27 protein-coding genes and 1 riboswitch are annotated in these 23,065 nt (G+C 52.4%); of the genes, 25 read left to right on the top strand and 2 right to left on the bottom strand.

Features of this window, described 5'->3' with window-relative positions; all coding sequences use genetic code 11:
- The first annotated feature begins 54 nt into the window (after positions 1-54).
- The 6 genes from BLQ36_RS12310 to BLQ36_RS12335 all read left to right on the top strand — a co-directional run bounded on the left by BLQ36_RS12310 (position 55) and on the right by BLQ36_RS12335 (position 4,510).
- Positions 55-1,512 (top strand): DASS family sodium-coupled anion symporter, encoded by a 1,458-nt coding sequence (locus BLQ36_RS12310; RefSeq protein WP_074515865.1) that lies wholly within the window; start codon positions 55-57, stop codon positions 1,510-1,512.
- Between the two features lie 72 nt (positions 1,513-1,584).
- Positions 1,585-1,684, top strand: a riboswitch (THF riboswitch).
- Between the two features lie 65 nt (positions 1,685-1,749).
- Complete coding sequence (locus tag BLQ36_RS12315) at positions 1,750-2,259, top strand: folate family ECF transporter S component (RefSeq protein ID WP_074515866.1); 510 nt, start codon at positions 1,750-1,752, stop codon at positions 2,257-2,259.
- 140 nt (positions 2,260-2,399) lie between these two features.
- On the top strand, positions 2,400-3,038 hold the full coding sequence (gene infC, locus BLQ36_RS12320; RefSeq protein ID WP_412583228.1) for a translation initiation factor IF-3: 639 nt from the start codon (positions 2,400-2,402) through the stop codon (positions 3,036-3,038).
- Entirely contained in the window at positions 3,025-3,222 is a 198-nt protein-coding gene (gene rpmI / locus BLQ36_RS12325) for a 50S ribosomal protein L35 (protein ID WP_033169125.1), read from the top strand. Before infC ends, rpmI begins: the two co-directional genes overlap by 14 nt.
- A 49-nt stretch (positions 3,223-3,271) precedes the next feature.
- A complete protein-coding gene (rplT, locus tag BLQ36_RS12330) occupies positions 3,272-3,625 on the top strand; it encodes a 50S ribosomal protein L20 (RefSeq protein ID WP_074515867.1) in 354 nt (117 codons plus the stop codon).
- 81 nt (positions 3,626-3,706) lie between these two features.
- Positions 3,707-4,510 (top strand): TrmH family RNA methyltransferase, encoded by an 804-nt coding sequence (locus BLQ36_RS12335; protein ID WP_074515868.1) that lies wholly within the window; start codon positions 3,707-3,709, stop codon positions 4,508-4,510.
- On the opposite strand, the gene BLQ36_RS12340 is transcribed toward BLQ36_RS12335, so the two are convergent.
- On the bottom strand, positions 4,507-5,202 hold the full coding sequence (locus BLQ36_RS12340; RefSeq protein ID WP_074515869.1) for a thiamine diphosphokinase: 696 nt from the start codon (positions 5,200-5,202) through the stop codon (positions 4,507-4,509). The two genes, BLQ36_RS12335 and BLQ36_RS12340, sit on opposite strands and share 4 nt — an antisense overlap.
- Positions 5,203-5,312: 110 nt before the next feature.
- Between BLQ36_RS12340 and BLQ36_RS12345 the strand changes: the two genes are divergently transcribed.
- The 19 genes from BLQ36_RS12345 to pyrR all read left to right on the top strand — a co-directional run bounded on the left by BLQ36_RS12345 (position 5,313) and on the right by pyrR (position 21,479).
- Entirely contained in the window at positions 5,313-5,987 is a 675-nt protein-coding gene (locus BLQ36_RS12345) for a metal-dependent hydrolase (RefSeq protein WP_074515870.1), read from the top strand.
- Complete coding sequence (miaA, locus tag BLQ36_RS12350; RefSeq protein ID WP_074515871.1) at positions 5,987-6,928, top strand: tRNA (adenosine(37)-N6)-dimethylallyltransferase MiaA; 942 nt, start codon at positions 5,987-5,989, stop codon at positions 6,926-6,928. Before BLQ36_RS12345 ends, miaA begins: the two co-directional genes overlap by 1 nt.
- A 36-nt stretch (positions 6,929-6,964) precedes the next feature.
- A complete protein-coding gene (gene hfq / locus BLQ36_RS12355) occupies positions 6,965-7,219 on the top strand; it encodes an RNA chaperone Hfq (protein ID WP_074515872.1) in 255 nt (84 codons plus the stop codon).
- Between the two features lie 82 nt (positions 7,220-7,301).
- The gene (gene dut / locus BLQ36_RS12360) at positions 7,302-7,757 is read left to right on the top strand and encodes a dUTP diphosphatase (protein WP_074515873.1); all 456 of its coding nucleotides are present in this window, start codon (positions 7,302-7,304) and stop codon (positions 7,755-7,757) included.
- Positions 7,758-7,762: 5 nt separating this feature from the next.
- Positions 7,763-9,136, top strand: coding sequence for a replication-associated recombination protein A (locus BLQ36_RS12365; protein ID WP_081342361.1), 1,374 nt, complete (start codon positions 7,763-7,765; stop codon positions 9,134-9,136).
- A gap of 92 nt (positions 9,137-9,228) precedes the next feature.
- Positions 9,229-9,678, top strand: a complete 450-nt coding sequence (locus BLQ36_RS12370; RefSeq protein ID WP_074515874.1) for an RrF2 family transcriptional regulator — start codon at positions 9,229-9,231, stop codon at positions 9,676-9,678.
- Complete coding sequence (locus tag BLQ36_RS12375) at positions 9,675-10,826, top strand: cysteine desulfurase family protein (RefSeq protein ID WP_074515875.1); 1,152 nt, start codon at positions 9,675-9,677, stop codon at positions 10,824-10,826. The genes BLQ36_RS12370 and BLQ36_RS12375 overlap by 4 nt, the downstream gene beginning before the upstream one ends.
- A gap of 190 nt (positions 10,827-11,016) precedes the next feature.
- Positions 11,017-11,853, top strand: a complete 837-nt coding sequence (locus BLQ36_RS12380; RefSeq protein ID WP_074515876.1) for a helix-turn-helix domain-containing protein — start codon at positions 11,017-11,019, stop codon at positions 11,851-11,853.
- Positions 11,853-13,763: a YgiQ family radical SAM protein gene (locus BLQ36_RS12385; protein WP_074515877.1), complete on the top strand. Its 1,911-nt coding sequence runs from the start codon at positions 11,853-11,855 to the stop codon at positions 13,761-13,763. Before BLQ36_RS12380 ends, BLQ36_RS12385 begins: the two co-directional genes overlap by 1 nt.
- Entirely contained in the window at positions 13,760-14,230 is a 471-nt protein-coding gene (gene nrdR, locus BLQ36_RS12390) for a transcriptional regulator NrdR (RefSeq protein WP_074515878.1), read from the top strand. Before BLQ36_RS12385 ends, nrdR begins: the two co-directional genes overlap by 4 nt.
- A gap of 20 nt (positions 14,231-14,250) precedes the next feature.
- The gene (locus tag BLQ36_RS12395; RefSeq protein ID WP_074515879.1) at positions 14,251-15,975 is read left to right on the top strand and encodes a TIGR03960 family B12-binding radical SAM protein; all 1,725 of its coding nucleotides are present in this window, start codon (positions 14,251-14,253) and stop codon (positions 15,973-15,975) included.
- 34 nt (positions 15,976-16,009) lie between these two features.
- Positions 16,010-16,831, top strand: a complete 822-nt coding sequence (gene pgeF / locus BLQ36_RS12400) for a peptidoglycan editing factor PgeF (RefSeq protein ID WP_074515880.1) — start codon at positions 16,010-16,012, stop codon at positions 16,829-16,831.
- Positions 16,832-16,844: 13 nt separating this feature from the next.
- Positions 16,845-17,537, top strand: a complete 693-nt coding sequence (locus BLQ36_RS12405) for a YggS family pyridoxal phosphate-dependent enzyme (RefSeq protein ID WP_074515881.1) — start codon at positions 16,845-16,847, stop codon at positions 17,535-17,537.
- Positions 17,538-17,549: 12 nt separating this feature from the next.
- Positions 17,550-18,044 (top strand): cell division protein SepF, encoded by a 495-nt coding sequence (locus BLQ36_RS12410; protein WP_074515882.1) that lies wholly within the window; start codon positions 17,550-17,552, stop codon positions 18,042-18,044.
- A 15-nt stretch (positions 18,045-18,059) separates the two neighbouring features.
- Entirely contained in the window at positions 18,060-18,854 is a 795-nt protein-coding gene (locus BLQ36_RS12415) for an RNA-binding protein (RefSeq protein WP_074515883.1), read from the top strand.
- 36 nt (positions 18,855-18,890) lie between these two features.
- Positions 18,891-19,487 (top strand): DivIVA domain-containing protein, encoded by a 597-nt coding sequence (locus BLQ36_RS12420; RefSeq protein ID WP_081342362.1) that lies wholly within the window; start codon positions 18,891-18,893, stop codon positions 19,485-19,487.
- Between the two features lie 7 nt (positions 19,488-19,494).
- Positions 19,495-19,938 (top strand): signal peptidase II, encoded by a 444-nt coding sequence (gene lspA / locus BLQ36_RS12425; protein ID WP_074515885.1) that lies wholly within the window; start codon positions 19,495-19,497, stop codon positions 19,936-19,938.
- Position 19,939: 1 nt separating this feature from the next.
- On the top strand, positions 19,940-20,893 hold the full coding sequence (locus BLQ36_RS12430) for an RluA family pseudouridine synthase (protein WP_074515893.1): 954 nt from the start codon (positions 19,940-19,942) through the stop codon (positions 20,891-20,893).
- 31 nt (positions 20,894-20,924) lie between these two features.
- On the top strand, positions 20,925-21,479 hold the full coding sequence (gene pyrR, locus BLQ36_RS12435; RefSeq protein ID WP_074515886.1) for a bifunctional pyr operon transcriptional regulator/uracil phosphoribosyltransferase PyrR: 555 nt from the start codon (positions 20,925-20,927) through the stop codon (positions 21,477-21,479).
- Positions 21,480-21,543: 64 nt separating this feature from the next.
- On the opposite strand, the gene BLQ36_RS12440 is transcribed toward pyrR, so the two are convergent.
- Positions 21,544-22,854 carry a flagellin gene (locus tag BLQ36_RS12440; RefSeq protein WP_074515887.1) on the bottom strand — a complete coding sequence of 437 codons (1,311 nt, stop codon included), beginning with the start codon at positions 22,852-22,854 and terminating at the stop codon, positions 21,544-21,546.
- Positions 22,855-23,065: the final 211 nt, after the last annotated feature.

Consider the following 23,065-nt stretch of genomic DNA (forward strand, 5'->3'; position numbering starts at 1 on the left):
GGAAAATATTTTCCCGGGCATGGTGTGCCCTTTTTTTGAAAGGAAGGATGTAATTTGCGGAAAAAGATAGGTTTGCCTTTGGGGCTGTTGACGTTGTTGTTCATTTTATTATTGCCAACGCCGCCGGATTTATCTACTGCTGGTCACCGGATGTTGGCGGTGCTGGTATTCTCGGTTGTAATTTGGATGTTTGAGACGGTTTCGTATCCGGTATCGGCAGCTATCATTATTTCCCTTATGGCCTTTCTGCTGGGGACGGCGCCGAATATGATGAATCCGGACAAGGTGCTGGGAACATCTGGGGCGCTGAAGCTGGCGATGTCAGGGTTTTCAAGTCCCGCATTGGCGCTGGTAGGTGCGGCCCTATTTATTTCGGCGGCTATGATGAAGACGGGGCTTGATAAGCGGCTGGCGTTATTTATCCTGTCAAAGATTGGCGCCAAGACGAAAAATGTTTTGGCGGGCGTTATCCTCGTTGGTTTTATTCTGAGCTTCTTTGTGCCGAGTACCACTGCGCGCGTTTCGTGCATGGTGCCGATTGTCATGGGTATTATTTCGGCCTTTGGTGTACCGCTCAAAAGCCGGTTTTCGGCCGTGATGATGATTGCGATTGCACAGGCTGACAGCATTTGGAATGTCGGCATCAAGACGGCTGCGGCGCAGAATATGATTGCGCTGGATTTTATTGAAAAGCAGCTTGGGACGACGGTGAGCTGGCTCGATTGGTTTATCACGGCGGCACCGTTTGCCGCGATCATGAGCGTTATCCTTTACTTCCTGCTGTTAAAACTCGTGCCGCCAGAGATGGATGAAATCGAAGGCGGTCAGGCAACCGTTGCCCGCGAATTAAAAGAACTTGGCCCGATGTCGCTAAGTGAGAAGAAACTATTAGGCGTGTCGCTGGTCCTGCTTCTGTTATGGTCTACCGAAAAGATTTTGCATAACTTTGATACGTCGTCGACGACGATGGCGGCCATTACCATCATGATGCTTCCGGGGATTGGAATCATGACGTGGAAAGAGGCGCAGGCAAAAATCGGCTGGGGGACACTTATCTTGTTTGGTGTCGGCATAAGCCTCGGGTCGGCGGTGCTTTCAACGAAGGCGGCGGCCTGGATTGCGCATGTGATTGTCGATGTGTTTGGCCTCTACCATACGTCAGCCTTTATGATAGTAGCGATACTGGCGATGTTTTTGATTGTCATTCATCTTGGGTTTGCCAGTGCTACGGCACTGGCGGCAGCCATGATTCCGATTGTCATATCAGTGCTGCAGGGAGCGGCGGAGCATAGTCAGCTCAATGTGGTAGGCATGACGCTTATCCTGCAGTATGTGATTTGCTTTGGCTTTATTCTGCCCGTCAATGCGCCACAGAACATGGTAGCCTTTGGCACAGAAACCTTTGAGGCCAAGACCTTTATCAAGACGGGGATCCCCCTTACACTGATTGCCTACAGCCTTATCCTGCTCATGGCGTCGACGTATTGGAAATGGTTGGGAATTATCCTTTAAAAATACACGCAGCCATTCCTTGACGTGAGGATGCGGGCGTGCTATATTGAGAGCATACAGATAAATATCTGTAACAGAGTAAGCGAATGTGCGTTAAGTGCCAGATGGACGGGGAGTTGCCATCTGGACGAAAAGTTTTTGACTTGCGGTACATTGGCTGCATCCCGCTGTTGCATCTGAGATTAAGACCTCTCAATCGTGCAACAACGTTTGTTTTTGCATGAAGGAGGTCTTTTTATGTCCCAAGACAAGGTGCGGGCGATGGTCTATGGTGCCTTTAGCATCAGTTTTATCATCTTGCTCACCTATGTGTTTTCCATTCAGACGGTGTTTATCCATATCACCTTTGGCTTTTTGCCCCTAGCGATGTACGGCGCCTGGTTCGGCCCTTGGCGGGCTGGATTGGTTGGTGCTTTGGCCAATTTTCTGGGGACAGCAGTGCTGGGCCTTGGCGTTTTCTTTCCAGGCTTTATGTTGTCGGATTTTCTGACGGGGTGGATTTATGGATTTTTCTTCCATAATAAACCGCCTATGGGGTGGAAATATGCCTGGCTGCCCTTTTTGCTGGTGACGGTCTTCGTGCATTTAGGGCTAAATACCTTGTGGCTTACGCTGTTTTACGACAAGGCGGCCTCGGCTATCTTTATGGGGCGGCTGGTTAAAAATATCCTTTGCTATCCGCTGGAAATCAGTTTGTTTCTGCTGGTTTATCGGCCGGCGGCAGCTTGGCGGCTGCAAAAGTCCTAAGGTCTGCTATGGAAAAAGGAAAAAAGATTTGACAGCTAGGTGAAGGTATGATAAACTAACAGAGTCGTGAACAAGAAGGAGCCACCGCTTCTCACCTGCTGGCAATGGTCAGTTGGGTTTATAGCATGAGTTTTTTAGAGGTGGCTTCGTGCCGCCTCTTTCTTGTTTATAAACAAAACATCAGGAGGTGTTCTACTATTAGCAGAGATTCGTTACGCATCAATGAAGAAATTCATATCCGCGAAGTTCGCGTGACCAGCGCAACTGGTGAGCAGCTCGGCATCATGCCGACGCGTGAGGCGCTTCGCATGGCGGAGGAGCAGCATCTTGACCTGGTTGAGGTAGCTCCGAAGGCAAAGCCGCCGGTCTGCCGTATCATGGATTTTGGTAAGTATAGATACGAACAGCAGAAACGGGAGAAAGAGGCTAAGAAGAAACAGAAGGTCATTAGCATCAAGGAAGTAAAACTTCGCCCGAACATTGAACAACACGATTTTGACGTCAAGTTGAAGAATGCTCTTCGCTTTGTCGAAGAAGGAAATAAAGTCAAAGTGACTATCATGTTCCGCGGACGAGAGCTCTCTCATCCGGAACTCGGCAAAGAGGTATTGGGCCGCGTAGCTGAAAGGCTGGGCGACAGCGTCTCCATTGAGCGCAATGCCAAACTTGAAGGAAAAAATATGACGATGATCGTTGCACCAAAGGTGCAGAAGGCATCGAAACCAAAGAAGTCGAAAGAGACTCAGTCTAAGGAGGAAAACAGTAATGCCAAAGATTAAAACTCGCAGAGCTGCTGCAAAACGTTTTACCGTAACGGGTAGTGGTGAATTCAAACGTAACAAGGCTTTCAAGAGCCATATCCTGGAGAAGAAATCTCCGAAACGTAAACGCAACCTGCGTAAAGCTTCCCTTATCACGGCTGCTGATTATGGCCGCGTTAAGAGAATGATGCCGTACGCTTAATCGCGATATTTGACTGGATTACGAAACCAATTTTTAGGAGGATGAAAACATGCCAAGAGTAAAAGTAGGCGTGACTGCACATAGACGTCATAAGAAAATCCTGAAGCTCGCTAAGGGTTACAAAGGTACGAAGAGCAAACAGTTCAAAAAAGCTAACGAGACCGTAATGAAGGCTCTCTACTACGCACGCGCTGACCGTCGTGCGAAGAAGGGCGATTTCCGTCGTCTCTGGATTGCTCGTATCAACGCTGCTGCACGCGTTAACGGCCTTTCCTACAGCCGTCTGATCTGCGGCCTGACGAAAGCTGGCGTTGAGGTTAACCGCAAGATGCTGGCTGACCTGGCAGTTTCCGACGAGAAAGCATTCGCTCAGCTCGTTGCTGTTGCTAAAGAGAACCTGTAATTAATAGGTTTGAAATGAAGATGCAGGGTTGATGGAACCGTTGGTTCTGTCAGCCCTTTTCTTGTATTTGGAGGATAGAGCATGGAGCAGAGAATCGACAGTGCTGCCAACAAGAAGGTGAAGCTGGCCGCTAGCCTGCACAGCCGCAAGCATCGCGACAAGGAAGGTTTGTTCATTGCCGAGGGCATCCGCTTGGTGGAAATGGCGGCTTCTTCGGGGTGGAACATCCGCTACGGCTTTTATACGCCAGAGCTTCTAAAACAGCCACGGGGGAAAGACCTTTGCGAGGCGCTTACAAAAGGCGGCGTAAGTCTCTATGAGGTGCCAGCTGCGGTCTACCAGAAGGCCAGTGCAACGGATACGCCCCAGGGGATTTTGGTGGTGGCTGAGCAAAAGAAAAGCCGCCTGGAAGAGCTTCCAGCGGCAGAAAATCCAATCTATGTGGTTCTCGATGGGGTGCAGGACCCCGGCAATGCCGGGACGATTATTCGCACGGCTGATGCGGTGGGAGCCCATGGCGTTATCCTGCTGAAGGGCTCGGTGGATGCGTTTGGGGACAAGGTGGTCCGCTCGACCATGGGCAGTCTCTTTCACTTGCCCGTCTGCACCGATGTTGACGTCAAAGAGTTGCAGGCGTTTTTGACAAGTCAAAATTTGACCCTTTACGCCACTGCCCTGGATGCCTCGGCCAAGCCACATTTTGAACAGGATTTCCGGCAGGGCTGTGCTGTGGTGTTTGGCAATGAGGGAAATGGCGTATCGGCAAAACTTTTAGAGCAGGCGGTAACAACCTATATTCCCATGTATGGGGATGCGGAGTCCCTCAATGTGGGTGTTTCGGCGGCAGTCGTATTGTACGAAGCTATAAGGCAGCGGAGGTTTTAAGGCGTCTCCCAATAGCAGTAGACGCCAAGAATGCCGCTTTTTACGCCGATTGACAAGTCAATTTGACCGGTCAATAATTCGTTGCTGATGGCGTTGGGAGATTGTTGGGTTAAAGTGGCCTCCGTTAAGGGCCAGCGGACGTTATTGATGGTGACCCCTGAGCAGGCTGGAGTGAAGGGAAGCAAGGAGATGGCCTTGGGAACGGTTTGACAAGTCAAGGTTAGGGACTGGCCCGCTTTGACGTAAAAGAGTGCTTCGGTTTCGTCGATAAGGGTGCAGGGAATGTCAAGGCTGGCACAGCTGAACATGGTGCTGTAGGCATGGTCGAAGCGGCCGCCAAAAGCACCGGTCAGGATGATGGCGGGGGCTCCGGCTTTTATCATTAGCTGCAGTGCCAATTGGGTATCGGTGTAGTCCTTGGCCACAGGATATTTTTGGATGGCAACGCCGTTTTTTTCGGCCCAGCTCCAAGAGGTGGCCCTGGCGCTGTCGCCATCGCCCAAGAGCACATCGGGGAGAAGTTTTGCCTGGCAGCAGGCATCGATGCCGTGGTCAGCGGCCCAACAGCAGGCAAAGCCTTGCAGAGCCTTTAGCCAGGAAGTTTTCGGCGGGCGGCCGCCGGTGACGAGCAGCCACGGTTTTGCCGTTTCGGGATATGAGGATAAGGATAGGGATAGTTGTGGAAATTCCATGCGAATACCTCGATATTAGTTTGGTTTGGATAAGTATGGTATAATAAGTTTATCGTGTATAGCATAGCACGTAAAATTTTAAGGAGCAACCAAAAGGGGACTGATACATTATGGTAAAGTTCAAGTATTATGGACATTCCTGTTTCTTGTTAGAGGATGGACAGTACAAAGTGCTGGTTGATCCGTTTTTGACGGGAAATCCGAAGGCCACCATTAAGATGGAAGAGGTGGAGTGCGATTTTATTTTGATTTCTCACGCCCATAGCGACCATTTGGGGGATGCGCCAGAGATTGCTGGCCGCACGGGGGCAGAACTTGTCAGCACCCCGGAAGTGCTCGGCCTGTGCGAGGCCCGGGTGCCGGGGCTGAAACAGCATCCGATGAATCTCGGCGGGTCCATTCACCTGCCCTTTGGCAAGGTTCGTATGACCATGGCTAAGCATAGCTCTGGTGTCGCTGGCGGCATTGCCTGTGGCTTTGTCATCTACATGGGCGGCATGCAGATTTATTTCGCCGGGGATACGGCGCTCTTTGGCGATATGCAGATTATCGGCCGCAAGGACGAACTGGATTATGCCATCCTGCCAATTGGTGACAACTACACCATGGGCCTTGAGGATGCGGCGCTGGCGGCTCAGTGGTTAAACGCCCGTCACGTTATTCCGGTTCATTACAACACCTGGCCAATCATCAACCAGGATGTGAAGCATTATGCAGAGATTACCGAGGCTATGTCACGGGCACAGGTGCACGTGGTGGAACCCGGCAGTGAGATTGAGCTTTAATGGCAAAAGATAAGTTACTGGTAATACTAGGCCCCACAGCAGTGGGGAAAACGGCTCTTTCGATAGAGCTGGCGAAAAAACTGGATACGGAAATCATCTCCGGCGATTCCATGCTGGTGTACCGTGGCTTCGATATCGGGGCGGCGAAACCGAGCCTTGCCGAACGGCAGGGAATTGTCCATCACTTGGTGGACATCCTGCCGCCGGATGAGAAGTTCAACGTCACGGATTTTATCGAAGGGGCCCAGCCGATTATCCATGAGCTCAATGAGCGGGGAAAAATCCCCATCTTGGCTGGTGGTACAGGACTCTACATCAAGGCTCTGCTGGAAGGGTATCAGTTTAACGAAACCGCTGGTCATGAGGCGTATCGGCAAGAACTGCAGCAGCTAGGCGAGCAAAATGGTCACGAGTTTGTCCACGCCATGCTGGCGAAGGTTAATCCCGAGGCGGCGGCAAGGCTTCATCCCAACGATTTTCGCCGCGTTGTCCGGGCGCTGGAAGTTGCCCATTTTGGCAACGAACGGATTTCCCAGAGCAAGGCGGCCGATGACGGCGAACTTTGTTACGATGTGCTGGTAATCGGCCTGGAACGGGAGCGGCAGGAGCTCTATAACCGCATCAATCGGCGGGTGGAGCTCATGTTTGAAGCGGGTCTCGTGGAGGAAGTAGCGGGGCTGTTGGCGGCGGGCATAACCCGTGAGGAGCAGGCCATGAAGGGCATTGGCTACAAGGAGACAGCGGCGTATCTGGCTGGTGAAATGTCAAAGAGCGAGGCTTTAGCGCTCATACAGAAATCCACGCGCCATTTCGCCAAGCGCCAGCTGACCTGGTACCGGAAGATGCCCTATATCCATTGGTATGAGGTGGATGAGCTTAGCGAAGCGGAACTATTGGCAGATGTTTTGCGGGATGTTGCAGGATTTTTTTCCATAAGGTAGAATTTATTATTAGAGAACCATAATGGAGGGATTAATATGCCAGCAAAACCAACAATCAATCTGCAAGATAGTTTTTTGAATCAGGTCCGCAAGGAAAATGTTGCGGTAACGATTCACCTCGTCAATGGCTTTCAGATTAAAGGCAACGTCAAGGGCTTTGATAACTTCACAGTCGTGCTTGATGTATCGGGGAAACAGCAGATGGTTTATAAACATGCGATTTCCACCATTACGCCGGTGCGTCCCGTAAGTGGCGTGTTCGGAGTTGAAAAACGCGAAGGCGAAGAATAAGGAAGATAGATTACAGGAGGGCCTTCCTTGCGGAAGGTCCTTTTTCGTGCCTGTCAGGATGCGCAGGAGGAAGGATAGTAAAATGAAGACAAGAGGATTTGAATGCGTGTCGACGTGGCGGGATAAAAAGATTCACCTGCCCCAGCGCAAGACGGCGGCCAGTGCTGGCTATGATATTGAGGCCGGGGAAGATGCCCTGCTGACGCCGGGGGAGCTTACGATGGTTCCCACGGGGGTCAAGGCCTTTATGCAGCCCGATGAGGTACTGATGATTCACATTCGTTCTAGCATGGCCGTCAAGCATCAGCTGGTGCTCATGAACAGCGTGGGGGTAGTGGATTCGGACTACTACAACAATGAAGACAACGAAGGCCATATCTTTATCGCCTTTTGGAACCGGGGGACGGAACCCTTTGCCATCAAGAAGGGGGAGCGCATTGCCCAGGGAATATTCCAGAAGTATCTGACAGCGGATGAAGATGTGGCAGGTAAGGGAGCTGCTCGCCAGGGTGGCTTTGGTTCGACGGGAAAGGCGTGAGGAAAATGGCAGAGGAAGGCATGGATTTGTTTGCAATGCCGGTTGACCAGTCAAATTTTGACAAGTCAAATGCTGACTGGTCAAGGGATGGGGCCGTGCGTCCCTTTGAGCCTTTGGCCCAGCGCATGCGGCCGCGCAACTTCCAGGAGTTTATCGGCCAGCAGGAAGCCGTGGGGGCCGGCCGCTTTCTGCGGCAGATGATTGAACGGGACCAGATTTCTTCGATGATTTTCTATGGGCCGCCGGGCACGGGCAAGACGACGCTGGCCCAGATGATTGCGGGTATGACTGGCAGTGCCTTTCGCAAGCTCAATGCTGTGGCCTCGGGGATTCAGGATATCCGCGCTATTGTTAAGGAGGCTGATGAACAGCGCAAATATTACCAAAAGCGAACCATCGTATTTATCGACGAGATTCATCGTTTCAACAAGAGTCAGCAGGATGTTTTGCTGCCTTATGTGGAAGATGGCCGCTTGATTTTAATCGGTGCGACCACGGAGAATCCCTTCTTTGAAGTCAATCATGCTTTGCTATCCCGCGTTCGCATCGTGCGGCTCTATCAGCTTACCGATGGCCAGTTGGTGAAAATTTTGCGGCAGGCCCTGGCTGATACCGAACGAGGACTGGGGGGGCAGTCCCTTGAGGTGGCCGATGATGTCTTGCTGGGCATTGCCCAGCTGGCTGGTGGCGATGCCCGCATGGCGTTAAACATTCTGGAAGGGGCAGCGTCGATGTTGCCACCTAATGGTGGTACGGTTACGCTTGCGATGGTGCAGGAGATTTTGGGCCAGCGGGTTCAGCGCTATGACAAGAAGGGCGACAACCATTACGATACGGTGTCGGCCTTTATCAAGAGCATGCGCGGCAGTGACCCGGATGCGGCGCTGCATTATCTGGCGCGCATGCTGGCCGCGGGGGAGGATGTCAAGTTCATTGCCCGACGGGTGGTCATTTGTGCATCGGAGGATGTGGGTAACGCGGACCCCATGGCACTGGTTGTCGCCATGAACGCAGCGCAGGCCGTGCAGTTTGTCGGCATGCCGGAGGCGCGGATTGTGCTGGGGCAGGCCGTGACCTATATCGCCTCGGCGCCGAAAAGCAACGCGGCGTATATGGGAGTTGATGCGGCTTTACAGGATGTTCGCAGCAAAAATTGTGGCGCGGTGCCGATGCATTTGCGGGATGCCCATTACAAGGGAGCGGCTAAGCTGGGGCATGGCACGGAGTATATTTATCCCCACAGCTATCCGGATCATTTCACCAAGCAACAGTATCTGCCAAAGGAATTGGCCGGAGCGCATTATTATGAACCCACGGCGAACGGTACGGAAAAACGATTGGGGGAGTATCTCCATCGCTGCTGGCCAGAACGCTTTTGACAGACGTAGGGGATTCTGTTATATTGGTTGCATATAAATCTGACAAAACTGCTCGGGATTCGTCAATTCCTAGGGAGCAGATGAGGTGAACCATGAAGATTTCAACTAAAGGACGATATAGTGTGACGGCTCTTTATGAACTGGCACTTCATTATGGCACCGGTCCGTTGCCGTTAAAAAATATAGCGCAAGGACAGGGGCTTTCGGAAAATTATCTGGAGCAGTTGATGTTGCCGCTGCGCCGGGCGGGGCTCGTCAAGAGCATTCGCGGAGCCCAGGGCGGGTACATGCTGGGCCGGGAGCCCAAAGATATCACCATCGGCGAAATCATCACGACGGTGGAAGGTCCCATTGCGGTGGTGGACTGCCTGCTGGCAGAGGCCGGTGCTGAGGACCAGCCTTGTGAGCGCGCTTGTGCCTGCGTGACCCGCGGCATTTGGGAAAAGGTCTGCGACAGCATCAGTGAGGTGCTGGGCAGTATTACCCTCCAGACGCTGATGGATAACGATAAGGGCAGCGACCATGTGGGGTGTGCGCGATGAATCCCGTTTATTTGGACTATGCCGCTACAACCCCGGTGGATGAAAGGGTTCTTAAAACCATGCTGCCGTATTTTTCGGCTCAGTTTGGCAATCCCTCCAGTGTCTATTCCTATGGGCGCATGGCAAGAGCTGCGGTGGCTAAGGCTCGTGGGCAGGTGGCAGCGCTTCTCCATGCCGAGCCTGCAGAAATATTTTTTACCAGTGGCGGCAGCGAAAGTGACAATTGGGTGTTAAAGGGCATGGCCTTTGCTCTGCGCCGTGCTGGTAAGGGGAATCACATCATCACCAGTCAGGTGGAGCACCATGCGGTGTTAAATACCTGCGCCTGGTTGGAGCAGCAGGGCTTTGCTGTTACCTATCTGCCGGTGGATGAACTGGGCCGGGTGAAACCGGAAACGGTGGAAAAGGCTCTGCGGGAGGATACGATTCTCGTCAGCATCATGACGGCCAACAACGAAGTGGGGACCATCGAACCCATTGCCGAAATCGGTGCTCTCTTGCAGGCACGGCAGATTTTTTTCCATACGGATGCCGTGCAGGCGGCTGGACATATTCCCTTATCCGTGGCGGAGCTCCATGTGGATGCCCTTTCCCTTTCGGGGCATAAGCTCTACGGCCCTAAGGGCATCGGTGCCCTCTATCTGCGCCGTGGCTTTTTGCCAGATGCACTGATTCATGGCGGCGGGCAGGAGCGTGAACTGCGGGCTGGCACTGAAAACACGGCGGGCATTGTGGGCTTTGGTGAGGCGGCGGCCCTTGCGCAGGCAGATCTTGCCACGGAATGGGAGCGGCTGTCGGAGCTTCGCGATTGGCTGGCGGCAGAAATCAAAAAGATTCCTGGCTGCTGGATTAATGGCGACGAGGAGTACCGGCTGCCGGGAAATGTGAATTTCGGCGTGGCGGGAATCGCACAGGATACTTTGCTGATCCGTCTCGATATGGCAGGCTTTGCCGTGTCGGCGGGCAGTGCCTGCAGTGCTGGTTCCCTTACTCCGTCCCATGTGCTGACGGCCATGGGGCAATCGGCCGATAAAGCTGGTTCGGCCATTCGCGTGACGTTGGGCCGTTATACTACCGAAGAAATGCTGCACCGCTTTGTGAAAGCTTTGACACAAGCGGTGGCCGCCATACGGCAACAGAGTGCATAACCGAATGGCATAACGATGCAATTTGCGAAACTCCCCCGGAGACGGGGGAGTTTTTACATGATGGCTGAATAACCAATGAATTGTAAAAAAATTTGTATTGCCTGTTTGAATTATGTATAATGTAGAAAGGTAGTGTTTGTTTTAAGCATAATGCAAAAATCAAGACCATATGGGAGGCTTATGATTTAATATGTTGGGAGATATGCTTCGTTCAGAGCGCGAGAGACAGGGTCTTTCGATTCGTGATATTGAAAAGGGCACGAGTATTCGTGCTTTGTATATAGAGTCTATTGAGGCAGGCGATTATTCGCAGCTGCCGGGAGAAGTCTATACGAAAGGCTTTATCCGCAACTATGCCAATTTCCTGAAAATGGATGCTGATGCTGTGGTAAAACGCTATATGGAGGAGAACCATCCGGAAAAAGTTGCCGAGCAGCAGGCTGAGCAGGAAGCCGATGCCGCCCCTAAGGCTGAACAGAAGCCGGAAAAGAAGGCGATGAAGGCACAGGCCTTTTCGACTGGCAGTGACTTCCGGGAGCGCGTGGAGAAATCCCATAAGAATCAGAATATGTTGCTGGTGGCAGTAGTGGTCCTTTTGGTCGCAGCGGGAGCTTTCTATATGCTTAATTCGGATAGCAAACCCGCAGCAAAGAGTCCGGCGCCTGCCCAGACGTCTTCGCAGCAGGCAAAAGCACCGAAAGCTGAGCAGCCGGAAAAGAAGGCCGAGGCTCCGAAAAAGACCGAAGGGGTGGAGGTCGTAGCGAAGCTTACCGATGCTTGCTGGACGCAGGTGAAAGCGGATGGCAAGACTGTTTACGAAGGAACGCTGCAGAAGGGCAAGACGGAAACCTGGAAGGCTAAGGAAAAATTGGTCATCGTTGCAGGAAATGCCGGTGCTGTAGAGATCAAAATCAACGGCAAAGACAGCGGCAAGATGGGCGAAAAGGGTCAGGTAGCAGAAAAAATCTATACCCCGGAGGGGGAATCTTCTGCTGCCGATCAGAGCAAGAAGGATAGCAAGAAATAATGAATGGATTTTTGCCAATCAGCAAAAAAGATATGGAGGAGCGTGGCTGGCAGCAGCTGGATTTCATATTCGTATCCGGGGATGCGTATGTGGACCATCCAAGTTTTGGGCCGGCCATTCTTTGCCGGCTGTTGGAAAAGCACGGCTATAAAGTAGGAATTATACCCCAGCCGGACTGGCATTCTACCAGGGATTTTGACCGCCTGGGAAAACCGCGGCTGGGGTTTCTTGTCTCAGCAGGCAATATGGATTCCCTGCTGAATAAGTTTACGGCCTCCCGCAAGGTTCGCCATCAAGATGCTTACTCGCCAGGGGGCAAGGCTGGCTTTCGTCCTGAACGGGCCACTATTGTCTACTGCAACCGCCTGCGGGAGCTCTATCATGATGTGCCCATTATCATCGGCGGCATTGAGGCCAGCCTTCGCCGGCTGGCTCATTACGACTATTGGAGCAATTCGGTGCGGCGGTCAATTCTCGTGGACAGCCAGGCGGATTTGCTCATTTTCGGCATGGGTGAGCGGGCCCTTTTGGAAGTAGCGGCGGACCTTCAGCAGGGCGTGGCGATTGAGAACATCCAGGATGTTCAGGGTACCTGCTATCGCGTCCCCAATATGGATTATGTATGGGACCATCTTCCTTTGCCTTCCTTTGCTGAGGTTGCTCATTCCAAACAGAAATTTGCCGAGTCCTTTAAATTGGAATATCTGGAACAGGACCCCATTCGTGGGCGGAAACTGGCCCAGCAGAACGATGAATGGTGCGTGGTTCAGAATCCTCCGGCAAAGCCTCTGACGGAAGCTCAGATGGATGAGATTTACGACTTGCCCTATATGAGGACTTGGCATCCTATCTACGATAAGGATGGTGGCGTTCCGGCCATTCAGGAAGTCCAATTCAGTTTGGTGAGTCAGCGCGGCTGTTTCGGCGGCTGCAATTTTTGTGCGATTATCTCCCATGAGGGTCGGATTATCCAGCGTCGCAGTCACGAATCCCTGTTGCGGGAGGCAAAAATCCTCACCCAGCAAAAGGGATTTAAAGGCTATATCCACGATGTGGGCGGTCCTACGGCAAACTTCCGCCGCACAAGTTGTGACGGTCAGTTAGAGCGGGGCACCTGCCGCGGCAAGCCCTGTCTTTCGCCGATTCCCTGCCGGAATCTGGTAGTGGATCATAGCGATTACCTCAAATTGCTGCGGGAGCTTCGTCAGCTGCCGGGGGTCAAAAAGGTCTTTATACGTTCCGGGGTGCGGTTTGATTATTTGATGCTGGCCAAGGATGACTTTTTGGAGGAACTTTGCAAGTACCACATCAGTGGGCAGTTAAAGATTGCGCCGGAACACGTTTCCGACCGCGTCACCCGCATGATGGGAAAATCCAACCGCAAGGTCTATCAGGCCTTCGCGGAGCGATTCCGTAAGCTTAACGAAAAGCTAGGCCTCAAGCAGTATCTGGTTCCGTACTTCATGTCCAGTCATCCTGGTTCGGAGCTTTCGGATGCGGTGGAACTGGCGGAATTCATCCGCGATATGGGCTATCATCCCCAGCAGGTACAGGATTTCATTCCCACGCCGGGGACTCTATCCACAGCGATGTGGTATACGGGAATTGACCCGCTGACGGGGGAGAAGGTCTATACGGCAAAGTCCTACGAAGAAAAGCTCATGCAGCGGTCGCTTATGCAGTATTGGCTGCCGAAGAATCAGGAAATCGTGCGCAAGGCACTGCGGCTGGCTCATCGGGAAGACCTTATCGGTTTTGACCGGAAGTGTCTGGTGCGGCCGGAAGGAAGCGAGCATAGGAAAAAAGACGGAGGGGTTCAAGTCCCCAACCGGAAGAAGAAACGAAACGTCAATCGGAAAAAGACCGGTAAAGATAAGCCGGTAATTAGAGAGAAGAGGGTGCGGCGATGAAATGTCCATATTGTAAGCAGGCAGACAGCCGGGTTATTGATTCGCGGGCGGCGGAAGATGGGGCAACCATCCGCCGCCGCCGCGAATGCAACGGCTGTGGCAAACGGTTCACGACCTATGAGGTTGTAGAGAAACTTCCCTTGATGGTGGTCAAGAACGATGGCCGCCGGGAAGTGTTTAAACGGGATAAAATCCTAAACGGAGTAATTCGTTCTTGCGATAAGCGGGATATTTCCATGGAGCGCATTGTGGCCCTGGTAAATGAAATCGAACGGGATGTGCGCAATACCATGGAGCAGGAAGTAAAGTCTTCGAAGATTGGTGAATTGGTTATGGAGCGGCTCAAGGACTTCGATGAGGTGGCCTATATCCGGTTTGCCTCGGTTTACCGCAAGTTTGCCGATATTACCAGCTTCGTGGATGAACTGAACAAACTTCAGGCCCATAAGACTGAAGAGCAGAAATAAGACTAGGAGGATAGGCGTCGTTGGATTTTGAACTCAAGCGGGAATTAAAGGAATTGTTGGCAGGCGAACGTGGTTACTATCGGTATCCCATGGGAACGCGGACCCCGTTTGCACTGGTGTATCCCAATTCGTATTTCGTGGGGATGTCCAATTTGGGCTTGCATATCGTCTACGAGCTGCTAAATGAGCGGGATGATGTGGCCTGTGAGCGCGTGTTTCTGCCCGAACGCAAGGAAATCAAGCGTTATGAAAACACCAGGACCCCGCTAATGAGTATTGAAAATCAGACGCCCCTTTACGAATTTCCCCTCATTGGCTTTGTTCTGTCCTTTGAGATGGATTACTTTAACGTCCTGCAAATGCTGGAATTGGGCAAAGTCAAGGTTAAGGCGGCGGACCGTGGGGACAAGGACCCCCTGGTTATAGCCGGAGGCCCTTGTGCCACCTTTAATCCCGAGCCCTTGTCCGGCGTCGTCGATGCCTTTATCATCGGCGAGGGGGAAGTGGTCATGCCGGCGCTGATTGACGCTTGGAATGAGGCAAAGCGTCAGGGACTTAATCGGCAGGAACTATTGCGCAGCCTAGCGGCAGTTCCCGGTGTTTATGTGCCGGCGCTTTATCAGCATCATTACGATGAAGCGGGTAGACTCCTTTCCATTGAACCACTGGCAGGGGCGCCGGAGACGGTGGCTCGCCAGTGGGTGCAGGATTTGGATGCGCATCCTGCCCATACGGTGGTCGTTACCGATAATACGGAGTTTAATTTCTACCTTATTGAGACGGCCCGGGGCTGTGGCCGCCATTGTAGGTTTTGCATGGCGGGCTATTGCTTCCGCCGTCCACGCAATCGTTCCCTGGGCGTCATAACGCAGGAGGTAAAGAAAGCCCTGGCCTATAAGAAGCGCATCGGACTTATGGGGGCTGCAATTTCCGATTATCCGGAAATCAACGAGCTCTGTAAGGAAATCCTAGGCGAAGGGCTGTCCATGTCAGTGGCGTCCTTCCGGGCCGATTCGGTCACGCAGGAATTGGTGGATTCCCTAGCTCAAAGCGGTCTAAAGACACTTACCATGGCGCCAGAGGCGGGGAGCCGACGCATGCGGGCCGTAATCAACAAGGGCATTGAAGAAGAACATCTTTTCAATGCCATGGAGATGGGAATTGCTGCGGGCATCCGCAATTTTCGCCTCTACATTATGATTGGCCTGCCCTTTGAACAGGAAGAAGATATTGAGGCCATTATCGATTTGGCCAATCGGCTGAAGGATTACATGGAAGAAAAGGGAGCCAAGGGCACCTTGACCCTTTCGGTTAATCCCTTTATTCCTAAGCCCTTTACCCCGTTTCAGTGGAAGCCAATGGCCGACCGCAAATACGTGGAGCAGGCCTTTAAGCACATGACCCAAAGTCTGCGGAAGCGCAGGAACATCATCGTCAATGTGGAATCTCCCAAGGAAGCCTATGTGCAAGGCGTTCTTGCCCGGGGAGACCGCCGGGTGGCCGAGGCACTGCTGCTGGCCCACGAATTGGGGGGCAGCAAGGCCTTCAAGCGGGCGATGAAAGAATGCGGCCTGTCCATGGATGCGTATCTGTACCGGGAACGGGAGGAAGGAGAGCTCTTCCCCTGGGAAGGGCTGGACATGGGCTTTACCCGGGAATATCTTTACGAAGAATTGAAAAAAGCCGATGGGCAGAAGCCGACAATCCCCTGTTTTGCTGGCTGTCATCGCTGTGGTGTCTGCTAAGATTAGGCGTAACGAATAAAGAAGGTGCATTACGATGAGTTTCGTTCTTGAACATATGCGAAATAACCTCTGGCGCGGGAAATTCTCATCTTTTCCCGAGGACCTCTGCGTCCATGGGCTGACCGGAAGGCTCGGCGGTGTGAGCAAGAAGCCCTATGATTCCTTGAACATGGCTTTGCACGTGGGGGATAATCCAGAAGACGTTTGGGAGAACCGTCGCCGGTTCTTGCATGCGTTAGGCCTCAAGGCTGAGGAGCTGGTCACACCGGAGCAGGTTCATGGCCAGCGCATTGTTCGCGTGGGCCGCGAGGAAGCCGGCCGTGGGGCCAAGGCCTATGCGGATTCTATTTTGGGGACCGACGCGCTGATAACCGATGAGCCTGGCCTGCCGCTGGTACTTTGCTTTGCTGACTGCACGCCGGTTCTCTTGTTGGATCCCGAGAATCGGGCCGTTGGCATTGCCCATGGCGGCTGGAAGGGAACGGTTAAGAAAATCGCCCAGAAGACTGTTATGGCCATGACGAAGGAATTTGGCACGAAACCTAGTGACGTGCTGGCGGCCGTTGGACCGGCCATTGGTCCCTGTTGTTATGAAGTGGGGGATGAGGTTGCCGGACAATTCCGCGAGGCCTTTCCCTACCATGTAGAGGACATTATCCTTTCGAAAGGGGATAAGGTTCATCTCAATTTATGGCAGGCCAATCGCCTGCAGCTTATGGATATTGGCGTTAGAAGCGAAAATATCGACATGGCGGATACCTGTACGGCCTGCAAGCACCAGTGGTTCTATTCCTACCGCGCCGACGGCGGCACTACGGGCCGCATGGCGGCGGTTATTGCACTGAATAAATACTGACGGGGGTAATTGCATGATAGCAGAGAAGTTTCATGAAGTTGAAGCAAGAATCAAAGAAAGCATGCAGCGGCGTACCCGTGTACCAAAGGATGCGCCCGTTACGCTGATTGCCGTGACGAAGAATCATGATGTTGAAGCCATGCGCGAGGCCATTGATGCCGGCGCTACGGACATCGGGGAAAACCGCATCCAGGAGGCCAAAGAAAAGTATGAGACCTTGGACCGCAAGGTTACCTGGCACCTCATCGGTCACTTGCAGACCAATAAAGCCAAAGTGGCGGTTAAACTCTTTGACCTGATTCATTCGGTGGATACGATTCATTTGGCCAAGGAGATTGACAAAGAAGCGGGAAAAATCGGCAAGGTGCAGGACATCCTCGTCCAGGTCAATTTGGCCAAAGAGGAAAGCAAGTCTGGCGTTTACAAAGAAGACCTGCGGGAGATGCTGGACTTGGTGGAGGAGCTTCCCCATGTCCGCCTCTGTGGTTTGATGTGCATTGCGCCAAACTATGAAGAGGTGGAGGACTGCCGGCTGCTTTTCCGGGAAATGTATGGAATTTACCAAAAAGTAAAGGAAATTCCCTATCAGACGGCGAATATTAAATATCTATCCATGGGCATGACCCATGATTATCCAATCGCGGTGGAAGAGGGCGCGAATATGGTTCGTGTGGGCACCGCTATATTTGGACCGCGACAATACTAAAGAGGTGGCACTATGAGCATTATTGACAAAGTATGTGGAAAAATGGGTTTGATGGACCCTGAAGATAATCTGGATTTTGAAGAAGAAGAGTTCTCCCGCAAAGCGGAGCCAAAACACGAATCCTTTGAGGAGGAGATGGACTTGGGGAAAGATCGGGGCGAAGCTTCCCGCAATGTGGTAGATTTTCAGTCGGCAGCATCGGCCCGGGAGAACACCACCAATATCAAGATGAAGGTCATTGTCATTGAACCCCAGACTTTTGATGACGCCCAGCAGGTGGCCAACAACCTGCGGGAAAAGAAACCCGTTGTCATCAATTTCGAGAAAACTGAGGCAGAAGATGCCAAACGCATCATTGACTTTATCAGCGGCACGACCTATGCCCTGAACGGTGAAATCAAAAAAGTCGGACATAATGTGTTCCTCTGCGCACCGAGCAATGTCAATGTCAGCTATACGGAAGAAGAGCGCCGTGTCTCCACGGAGATGCCCTGGCTCAAGAAATAAGAGGCTGATAGAAGAATGGCAAGTGAACAGAAAGAAAAATTAATCCGTTTTTACAAGGGCACCGAAGGCGAAGAAACGGTTATTAAGCTCGTCGATTTAGCCGAGGCCGTTTCCCGCAATCAGAAATTCCGCATGAGCGAGTTCCTGGACCCTTTCGGGCAGGAAATCGCTGAGACGGTAGCGGCAAACTATGGCAGCCTGCGGGTGGACTTCGCTGGCGGCTATCAAGGGGCTGAACGCAATCGAGCCATGTTTATCCATGAGGATTTTATGGGGACGCCGTCCGGCTTTGATATTGACTGTATTGAGGCCCGTTGGAATGGGCAGTTTGCCCGGTTGTCCCACCGCGATGTATTAGGGGCTCTCATGGGCTTGGGCATTGAGCGCGACCGCATTGGCGATTTGCTGGTGCAGAGTGACAGTGTGAAGATCCTTTGCGATAAGAAGATGGCTGAGTACCTGCTGGCCAACCTCACCAAAATCGGTGCGGTTGGAGTGGCCTGTGAGCGGGCGGAACTTTCCTCCATTGCGCCGAAGGAAGAGCGCTGTAAGGAAATCCGCGCGACGGTGGCTTCCCTGCGGGTGGATTCGATTGCGGCTTCGGGTTTTGGTTCCTCACGCAGCCGGGCCGCGGCTGACATTGCGGCTGACAAGTTGAAACTTAACTGGCAGCCAGTCAAGAGTGCTTCACAGACGGTAAAAGAGGGCGATATCCTTTCCATGCGCGGACGGGGACGCCTGGAAGTGGCGGAAGTTCGTGGTACTACGAAAAAAGGCCGCACCGTTGTGGTTTTAAAACGTTACCTTTAACTTTGTAAATTAATTATCAGATGGGAGATAATCGTATTGCTTACACCAATGGACATTCACAATAAAGATTTCAAGCGCAGTTTTCGCGGCTACAACGAGGATGAGATTGATGATTTCCTCGACCAGGTAGTCAATGACTACGAAAAGCTGTTTCGGGAAAATGACCGCCTCAAGGAGGAACTTGAGCGGGCACACAAGGACAACGAGCAGTATAAGCAGCTGGAGAAGAATCTCAAGGATACCCTTTTGGTTGCCCAGAAAACAGCCGAGGAAGTGACCTCCAGCTCCCGCAAAAACGCCGAGGAGATGCGCGAGAACACGGCCAAAGAGTGTCAGAACATGCGCCATGAGACGGAGATGGCTGTTAAGAAGCAGATGGAAGATGCCACGGCCAAAGTTCGCAGTATCGTGGCAGAATACGACCGTTTGGTTCGCGAGAAAAATCAGTTCCTGCGCAAGGTTAAAGTGACCATGGAGTCCGAGCTGGCTGTCATCAATGAGACGCTGGGGCAGCTTCCTAATCCCGAGGCCGAGGAACAGGCGGCTAAGGAGAAGCAGGAAGAAATGGTGAAGGTCCAGGAAAATAAGGCTGCTGAAAAAGACGAAAAGCAGGCTGTAGAAACGAAAGAGTAAGAAGGTTATGGCATTTTGTTTGTTTGTTGTCCTGCTGGTGCTGGACCAGGCAGTCAAAAGCTATGTCAGTGCAACCATGGTATTGGGGGAGAGTATTCCGGTGATTCCGGGGATTTTCCATTTCACGTATATCCTGAATCCCGGAGCGGCTTTCGGAATGCTTGAAAATCAGCGATGGTTTTTTATCCTCGCGGGGATAGCAATCATCGCCGCGTTCCTGTACTATTATCCGCGGCTCCGCCGACAGGTAGCCTGGTTCCATTATGGCTGCGTGGCACTGCTAGCCGGTGCAGTAGGCAATCTCATAGACCGCATTCAGGATGGCCTGGTGGTGGATTATCTGGATTTTCGCATCTGGCCGGTCTTTAATATCGCGGATATTGCAATTGTGCTGGGAGTTTCCAGTATGATTTATGCACTGATGTATAAAATGAAAGATATGGATGATTGATATGGCAGAACCAATAGTATATACGGTAGAAGCTTCCGGAGTGCGGCTGGATGTATTTCTGACCCAAAAGCAGCCGGAACTTTCCCGTTCCCATGTGCAGAAGCTGGTGGCAGAAGGAAATGCCCTGGTAAACGCTACGGTGCGCAAGGCAAACTACAAACTGCGGGCAGGGGAACGGGTGAGCCTGCTGGTGCCGGAGCCAGAAGCGGTGGAGATAAAGGCAGAAGACCTCCCCTTGGATGTGCTTTATGAGGACGAAGACATCATCGTCGTCAACAAGGCCCGCGGCATGGTGGTCCACCCAGCCTCTGGAGTCAATAGCGGAACCTTGGTCAATGCGCTGCTATTCCATTGCCAGGACCTTTCGGGCATCAATGGCGAGATTCGTCCCGGCATTGTCCATCGCCTGGATAAGGATACTTCGGGAGTTATGGTATGCGCCAAAAACGATAAGGCCCATATTGATTTGGCTGAGCAGATTCGGACGAAATCGGCCCATCGCAGTTATTGGGCCATCGTTCATGGCAATATCAAAGAAGAAGCCGGCATCATAAAAGGGGACATCGGCCGTCATCCCACGGACCGCAAAAAGATGGCTATCGTCCGTGAAAATGGCAAGCCGGCGGTAACCCATTTCAAGGTGTTGGAGCGCTTTGGCGAATACACCTTGGTGGAGTGCAATCTGGAGACGGGCAGAACCCATCAGATTCGCGTTCATATGGCAAGCATTGGGCACCCGCTGATCAACGACCCGAAGTATGGTCCCAAGAAGCAGTCGCCTTTTGCCATTGCTGGTCAGGCACTTCATTCCCTGACCTTGACCCTCCGTCATCCGGAGACCGGAGAGGAAATGACCTTTACGGCGCCGGTACCAGAGGATATGAACCGCATTTTGACGGGACTGCGGGATAAACTTGCCAAAGACCGCAAAAAAGCCGCGGCCATGAAGCCGTGACGCAAAAATGGATTGACGGGAGTGACAGATTATGCCAGTATTGACGGATAAAACCGTACTGATGGATTCTGAGGGAATCCGTCGTGCGCTTACGCGTATTTCCCATGAAATTGTCGAGAAGAATAAAGGCGTAGACAATATCATTCTGGTGGGGATTCGTACCCGTGGCGTGCCAATCGCCGAGCGGCTGGCGAAAAGCATCGAGCGAATCGAAGGCAAAAAGCCACCAGTGGGGGTCCTCGACATCACCCTATACCGCGATGACCTTTCAACCCTTTCCTATCAGCCCATTGTGCATCCAACGGAGCTGCCGGTGGATATTACGGGCATGACGGTGGTTTTGGTGGACGATGTGCTCTATACGGGGCGCACGATTCGCGCCGCCCTGGATGCCGTCATCGACATGGGGCGTCCTAAGACCATTCAGCTGGCGGTACTCATTGACCGCGGCCATCGCGAATTGCCGATTCGTGCCGACTTCGTGGGCAAAAACGTTCCGACATCCTCCCACGAGGTAGTCAGCGTTCAGCTCAATGCCATTGATGGCGCCGAAAAAGTTGTGATTCGGGAGTTTAAAGAAGATTAATCGATATAAGAAAAGACCGGTTGAATCCAGCTCGGAATGGATTCACCGGTCTTTTTTCGGCAGATTAACTCTGCAAGAGGCTCAGGAACCAGCTGGCGTTGTGGTTGTTTTGCGCCAGCATGGCCTGGGCGGCTTGCAGGAGAATGTTTTCTTTGGTGAATTCGGTCATCTCTTTGGCCATGTTGGCATCGAGGATGGTGGACATGGCCGCCGTAAGGTTTTCGCTTTCGGTGGTGAGATTACTGATGGTGTATTCAAGGCGCATGCTCATGGCACCGATGGTGGTCTGTTGGTCAAGGGCCCGTTCTAACGCCCGGTCAATGGCACTTATGGCGGCATTGGCACCCTTTTGGGTAGTCACGTCAATGGTATGGCCATTTTTATCGGTGAGGCCTAGGGCATAGGAACTCATGTCATCGATGGAGCCGCGGATGCCGCGATTGGCGTCGGCACTGCTGGCAATGTAGAAACTGGTATCGCCTTGGGCATCGCGAGGGGCGATGGATTCTTGGAAATCGTTAAGGGCTGTGGTGGCCGTTTTCTTGACCTGGCCCTTGGTGTCGGTGATGCTGATGGTGATGCCCGAAACGGCGCCGTCAAGGCCGGTATTGGCAGCGGTAAAGGAAATGGCATTTTGTTCATCGGCAGTGTGGATAGTTTCGCCATGGGCATCCACGCCAATGGTGGAATCGGCCTGTAATTTTGACGGGTCAAAAATTGACTGGTCAATGTTGTTGAATTCGGTCAGCATATCCGCAAGGGTAGTGGTGCCGACTTGATAGCTGCCGGAATAGGTCTTGCCGTCTTTGATATAGGAGAGGTTTACGGTATCGCCTTCCTGGATATTTAGCGATGAGCCGTCCCGGCGTTTTAATTCCGTCAGCTTGGTGCTGGCAGTGGTGGTTGGGTCAAGGCTCTGGTTGGTGAGCACCTGGGCGGTGGGCTCGGCGGCCGAGGCCATGGAACCATCGAGGAGCAGTTGGCCGTTATAGGTCACATTGGCGTTGTCGTTAATCTGGTCGCCAAATTGGTCAAAGAGCTTTTGGATGGTGCGGCGGTCCGTATCCGTGCAAGTGTCACTGGCAGCCTCGATGGCTTTTTCCTTGAGGTTGCGCAGGATGTCGATGGTGGAGCTCACGCCGCCCTCCGCGACTTTCAGCATGCTGAGGGAAAACTGGGCATTGCGGCTGGAGGCATCAAGACTGCGAATGCGCACGTCCATACGCTGACCGATGGCCCAGCCCGAAGGATCATCGGCGACACTGGCAACGCGTTGGCCCGTGGCAAGATGATGCATATGCTTGGACAGTTTGAATTGATGTTTGTCCATGATGTTCAAGATATTCGTCGACATGACTGAATTGCTGATCATCATAATGGTCACCTTCCTTGTGAATGAAAGAAATCCGTATCCAATACTATTATACTACTCTTAATACTATTATACGTAAGTATACATAAATTACAGTTTGCAGGGGAGTATTACCCAGTTCATGTTCGAGGTAAGTCGCCGGCGGCGGGGGCCCCAGTACCAACGCTCCACCGGTGACAACCCGCTACAAGAAATTTTTGCCTTTTAATTAAGA

The organism is Selenomonas sp. WCT3 (genome assembly GCA_900100835.1).
In the GTDB taxonomy this organism is placed as follows: domain Bacteria; phylum Bacillota; class Negativicutes; order Selenomonadales; family Selenomonadaceae; genus Selenomonas_A; species Selenomonas_A ruminantium_E.